The 5271-nt window shown below is 70.4% G+C and carries 2 protein-coding genes and 2 pseudogenes; 2 read left to right on the top strand and 2 right to left on the bottom strand.

Annotation, left to right across the window (positions count from 1 at the left end):
• A pseudogene (locus HR086_RS44430) lies at nt 1-605 on the top strand (hypothetical protein); the annotation flags it as partial.
• Between the two features lie 117 nt (nt 606-722).
• Nucleotides 723-2663 (top strand): ATP-binding protein, encoded by a 1941-nt coding sequence (locus tag HR086_RS44435; protein ID WP_174468668.1) that lies wholly within the window; start codon nt 723-725, stop codon nt 2661-2663.
• Between the two features lie 52 nt (nt 2664-2715).
• Here the strand turns inward: HR086_RS44435 and HR086_RS44440 are convergent, their stop codons facing one another.
• On the bottom strand, nt 2716-5028 hold the full coding sequence (locus HR086_RS44440) for a protein kinase (protein WP_174468669.1): 2313 nt from the start codon (nt 5026-5028) through the stop codon (nt 2716-2718).
• Nucleotides 5029-5106: 78 nt separating this feature from the next.
• A pseudogene (locus HR086_RS49045) lies at nt 5107-5271 on the bottom strand (peptidase S1); the annotation flags it as partial.

Here is a 5271-nt window from a genome sequence, read left to right on the forward strand (position 1 = left end):
CTCCGATGCAGGTGGGCGTGCCCGCGGCCCCGGTGCCTCCGAGGCCGCTGGTGGCACCCGTGGCGAGTCCTCCCGTGGCCACCGCGCCCGTGCAGCGTCCGCCCGAGCCACCTCCCACGCCGCTGACGTTCGCGGAGGCGCAGGCGGAGCTGGCGCGCAGCACGGACCGCGAGGATGTGGCGCGCACGGTGCTGCGCTTCGCGCTGGGCAAGTGGCGGCGCAACCTGCTGCTGTCGGTGCAGGGCAGCCTTGTGACGGGCTGGCACGGCATGGGCCCGGGGGTGCGCGAGGCGGCGGTGCGTCGCATCGGCGTCGCGCTCCGGGAGCAGAGCACGTTCCGTCTGGTTCGCGACACACGCTCGCACTACGTGGGGCCGGTGCGCCGGGACGCGGCGATGGGCGTGTTCTACAAGCTGCTGGGTGGCGGCTTCCCGACGACGGCGGTCATCCTGCCGCTGCTGGTCCGGGGCAAGGTCGTGCACCTGTTGTACGTGGACAATGGGCCGGATCAGCTCACGCCGCCGGATGTGGGCGAGCTGATGATCCTCTCGCAGAGCGTGGGTCGCTCGTACGAAGCGATGATGCGGCGCCGCAAGAGCGCGTAGTCCCCGTTCGGGATTCTCGAAGACGGTTCGGGTGTTCGCTGACGCCGCGGTGACGTGGCGTCGCGAGACCGGGTGCGTTTCGTCCCAGTGACGGACGCGGGTTCACGGGAGCAAGGCTTGGAAGACGACGGCAACCAGGGGACAGCACCGCACGAGGCGCAGCTTCGGGACCTCCTGGCCGCGATGGAGGCCGCCAACCAGGGTGACTTCTCGCGGCGCGTGTCCCTCTGGGGAGCGAATCCGCTCATGGACCGGTTGGCGGAGACCTTCAACGCGGGCGCGGAGCGGTGGTCGGCCCTCTCGCGAGAGGTTGCCCGGGTGGGCCGCGAGGTGGGAGTCGAGGGGCGGCTCGGCGCGCGGGTCGACGTGGCGCGTTCCGTCGGAGCGTGGCGGGACCTGGCGGACGGAGTGAATGTCCTCGCCGGCAGTCTCTCCGCGCAGGTGCGGGACCTCATCCGGGTGAGCGGCGCGGTGGCGCAAGGGGACCTGTCGCAGACGCTCACCGTGGAGGTCCGGGGCGAGTCGCTGGAGCTCAAGAACATCGTCAACAGGATGGTGGCGCAGTTGACGACCTTCGCGAGCGAGGTGAATCGCGTCTCGCGGCGGGTCGGTGTGGAGAGCACGGGCGGCGGCGCTGACACGGGGCACTCCGGCGTGTGGAAGGAGCTCAACGACAACGTGGGCTTCACCGAGAAGCTGGCGCTCGCGTCACGGCACAAGAGCGAGTTCCTGGCGAACATCAGCCACGAGCTGCGCACGCCGCTCAACAGCCTGCTCATCCTCGCGAAGCTCCTCTCGGAGGACTCGGACCAGCGGCTGGGGCCAAAGGAGGCGGAGTACGCGCGGACCATCCATGCCTCGGGCGTGGATCTGCTCTCTCTCATCAACGACCTGCTGGACCTGTCCAAGGTGGAGGCAGGGAAGCTGCGGATCGAACCGGAAGACGTGGCGCTCACGGAGGTGAAGTCGCTCATCGAGCGCGACTTCCAGCACGTCGCCGAGCAGAAGGGCCTGGGCTTCGGCGTCGCGCTCTCGGGCTCGCTGCCTCGGACGGTGCGCACCGACTCCATGCGGCTTCGGCAGGTGCTCAAGAACCTGCTGTCGAACGCCTTCAAGTTCACGGATGCGGGGCGAGTGGAGCTGCGCATCACCCAGATGGCCCAGGGGTTGTTCCACTTCGAGAACCCGGTCCTGAATCAGGCCGACGAGGTGCTGTCGTTCAGCGTCGTGGACACGGGCATCGGCATCGCGCAGGACAAGCTCCAGCGCATCTTCGAGGCGTTCCAGCAGGCGGAGCCGGGCACGGGCCGCAAGTACGGGGGCACGGGCCTGGGGCTGTCCATCAGCCGCGAGCTGGCGCGCCTCCTGGGTGGAGAGCTCCACGTCGCCAGCGAGCTGGGGCGTGGCAGCACCTTCACGCTCTACCTGCCCGATGTCTACGTGGGGGCGGAAGCCCTGGACGAGGTGGGGGAGTCGCGGGACTCCACGCGCGCTGGAAGGTCCGTCGTGCAAGGCGCGGTGGAGCTTTCGGCGGCCGACATCCCGGCGTTTGCCCGGGGCGGGCCGGCGCAGGGCGGTCCTCGTGGGCCTGACGATGGCTCGAACTCAGTCCTGGTGGCGGGGGCTGGGGTCCTGGAAGAGGGTCGCGAGTCGAGAATGCTCGACTACGACGCGCCGCCCGAGACGGTCATGCGGCGTCGCGTACTCGTCGTGGACGACAACATCCGAGAGGCCTTCTCACTCATCAGCGTCCTGGAGTCGCGCGGGCTGGAGAGCCTCCACGCGGAGAGCATCGACGAGGCCCTGCGTGTCCTGTCGGACTCGCCCGAAGTGGATGGGCTGCTGCTGCTTATCGCGATGACGGAAGCGGGCTACACGGCCCTGAGGACGCTCCGCTCGGATGCGCGCTTCAGGGGGCTGCCCATCGTCGTCGTCACGGCGCATCCGCGCGATGACGAGCGGGAGAAGTGCCTGGACGCGGGCGCCAGCGACTGCGTGACACGTCCCTTGGACACCGACCAGGTCATCGCGTTGCTGCGCCTGGAGCGCCGCGCGTAGGCGCTGGCAGGGCTCATTTCCGGGAGCGCCTGCCAGCGAGCCTCGAGGGGGCCTACTCCTCGGAGGGCGACTCGAAGTCCACGTCGAATGAGACGCGCTGCCCGGGCTCCAGCTTGAAGGTCTTCTGCCACCGCGCGCCGTTGGCGATGACGAGGAGCTGGTGCGTGCCTTCGTAGACGTCCTGCTCCTCCACGGGGGCGGCGCCGACGAGCCGACCGTTGAGCGTGACGATGGCGTCCTTGGGCGCGCGCACGTTGATGAAGCCCTTGTTGAGGAAGATCTGCTGCGCGTTCCGTCCGCCCGCGGTGATGGTGAACGTTCGTGCCACCTGGATGCCGAGCACGGCATTGGTGAGCGTGAGCACGTGACGGCCGGCGGGCAGGGCCACGCTGAGCGGCGTGCGACCGAGGAACCCGCCGGAATAGGACACGTCCACACGAGGGTCGACGGTGAGGTCCAGGAAGCCCGTCGCAATCACCTCGGCGCCCGCATCCACGCCACTGTCAGCGCTCGTCCCCGCGTCGGTATCCAGGCCGATCATCGCCACGGACGGAGGACCCGCGTCCTCCAGCTCCGCTTCGATTCGAGGGGGCAGTCGCTGGACGATGACGGCCGCTCCACCCAGCGCGAGCACCGTGCCCACGCCCACGGCGGCGAGCCAGGCCCGAGAGGACTTTCGAGGAGCACCGGCCGTGGGCGGCACGGGGCCCGATGCAGGCACCGCGCCCGTTTGCGGCGCGGAGACCCCGGATGCACCCGCTCCAGTCGCGACGCCCGGTGAGGTGCCCGCGAGCGGCGCGGCACCCATGATTGAGGAAGCGGTGGCCGCGGAGGGCCCGGAGCTCGCGGTGGCGGCGGGCGTTCCCGAACTCAAGGTCGCCGACTCAGTGGCAGCTGGAGTTCCAGCGCTCGCGGTAGCCGACCCGGTGGCGGTGGGAGCTCCAGCGCTCGCGGTGGCCGACCCGGTGGCGGAAGGAGTTCCAGCGCTCGCGATAGCCGACCCGGTGGCGGCCGGAGTTCCAGCGCTCGCGGTAGCCGACCCGGTGTCGGCGGGAGTTCCCGTGCTCGCGGTTGAGACACCCGCGCTGCTGGTCCCGTCCGGGGTACTCGTCGACGCGGTGGCGGAGGCGCTCCCCGTCGCGGGAAGGGTCGCGACGGCGGGCAGCGTGGGATTGGAAGCGGTGGTGCTCGTCGCCTCGGTGGCGGGCGCTGCTCCCGCCGCGACGGTCGCGGAGGAGCCCGTGCTCTCCGTTGACGGAGCAGGGCTCGTCGTCGTGCTCACCTCGGCGAGTTGCACGCCGCTGGTGCCGCCGGACATGGCCGCGAGGATGGAGAGCTGGCCCTGCATCGCCGGCCAGACCTTCGGAATGGCCGAAGGGGGCAGGGTGCCCGTGACGAGGAACTCCGCCACGGCCGGAGGGGCGACGCCGACCTTCTGGAGCACGTCCGCGATGCCCGCCTCGATGACCCGGCGCCGCGCGGCGCGGGCCTCGTTCTCCGGCGGGAACAGTTTGGCGAGGTAGTCCGCCAGCGACGTGTGCGCGGGCAGCGTGCCGACCGCCTCCACAATCGCTTCACGGAAGGCGTGCGCGGACGGGTACCGGTCATACGCGCGCTTCGCCGTCGCCTTGCGCACCACCGCATCCAGCTTCAGCGGCACGTCCACGGACATCGTCGGCAGCGTGCGCGTGAGCGTCGCCTTGTCCGGGTCCGCGTTGTCCTTGAAGGGCATCTTCCCGGACAGGCACTCGTGCAGCACGAGTCCAAGCAGGAACACGTCCGACTGGACATTCACGGCCTCGCGGCCCCCCAGCAGCTGCTCGGGAGCGCTGTACGCGCGGCGGTTCTTCACTCGCTTTCCATCGCGCTCGCGCGGGGCCACGCTGAGCGCGCCGTAGCCCGTCACCTTCGTCAGGCCGCTGAACGAGAGCATCAGCGTCTCGGGCCGCACGTCGCCGTGCACCAGCGGCGAGCCGTCGTCGTTGCCGGCCATGTGCGCGTAGTGCAGGCCCGTGGCGGCATCCGCGGCCACCAGCGCGGCCAGCGGCGGAGGCAGCCGAGGGCTCGCCTCCAGCACGCGGCGCAAGGGTTCTCCATCGGCGAACTCAGTGACGCGCGCCAGACCGCCGTCCTGGGCCGCGAGGCTGTGGACGCGCAGGATGTTCGGGTGCTCGAAGACGAGCGCCCGGCCCGTCTCTCGCGTCAGCTTCGCCGTCAGCTCCGGGCTCTGCACCACCTCCTGCGGAGCCCAGATGAGAACCACTGGGCGAGGGGGCAAGCCATCCTCGAGGGCAAGCCCCAGGAAGGCTCGGGAGCCCGCTCCGGCAAGCAGGGGACCAAGTGACAGGTAGCGCACGGTGCTCATGGGGCACGCATGCTAGTGCGAGTTGCGCGCCCATCGAAATCCGAGGAAGCCGCTGCCACGCCTGCCCGGAGGCCAGCCCTACAGGCTCTGGCCCCGGTCCTGCTCGAAGGGCAGCGTGATGTGGTACCCGTAGCGGCCCCTCCGCACGAGCAACAACACGCTCCGTCCGCGCCTCGCCGTCACCAGGGCCTCCTTGAACGCGTCCGCCGAGGCCACCGGCTGGTTGTTCACCCGGAGGATGAT

Source organism: Myxococcus sp. CA039A, assembly GCF_013336645.1.
GTDB classification, from domain to species: domain Bacteria; phylum Myxococcota; class Myxococcia; order Myxococcales; family Myxococcaceae; genus Myxococcus; species Myxococcus llanfairpwllgwyngyllgogerychwyrndrobwllllantysiliogogogochensis.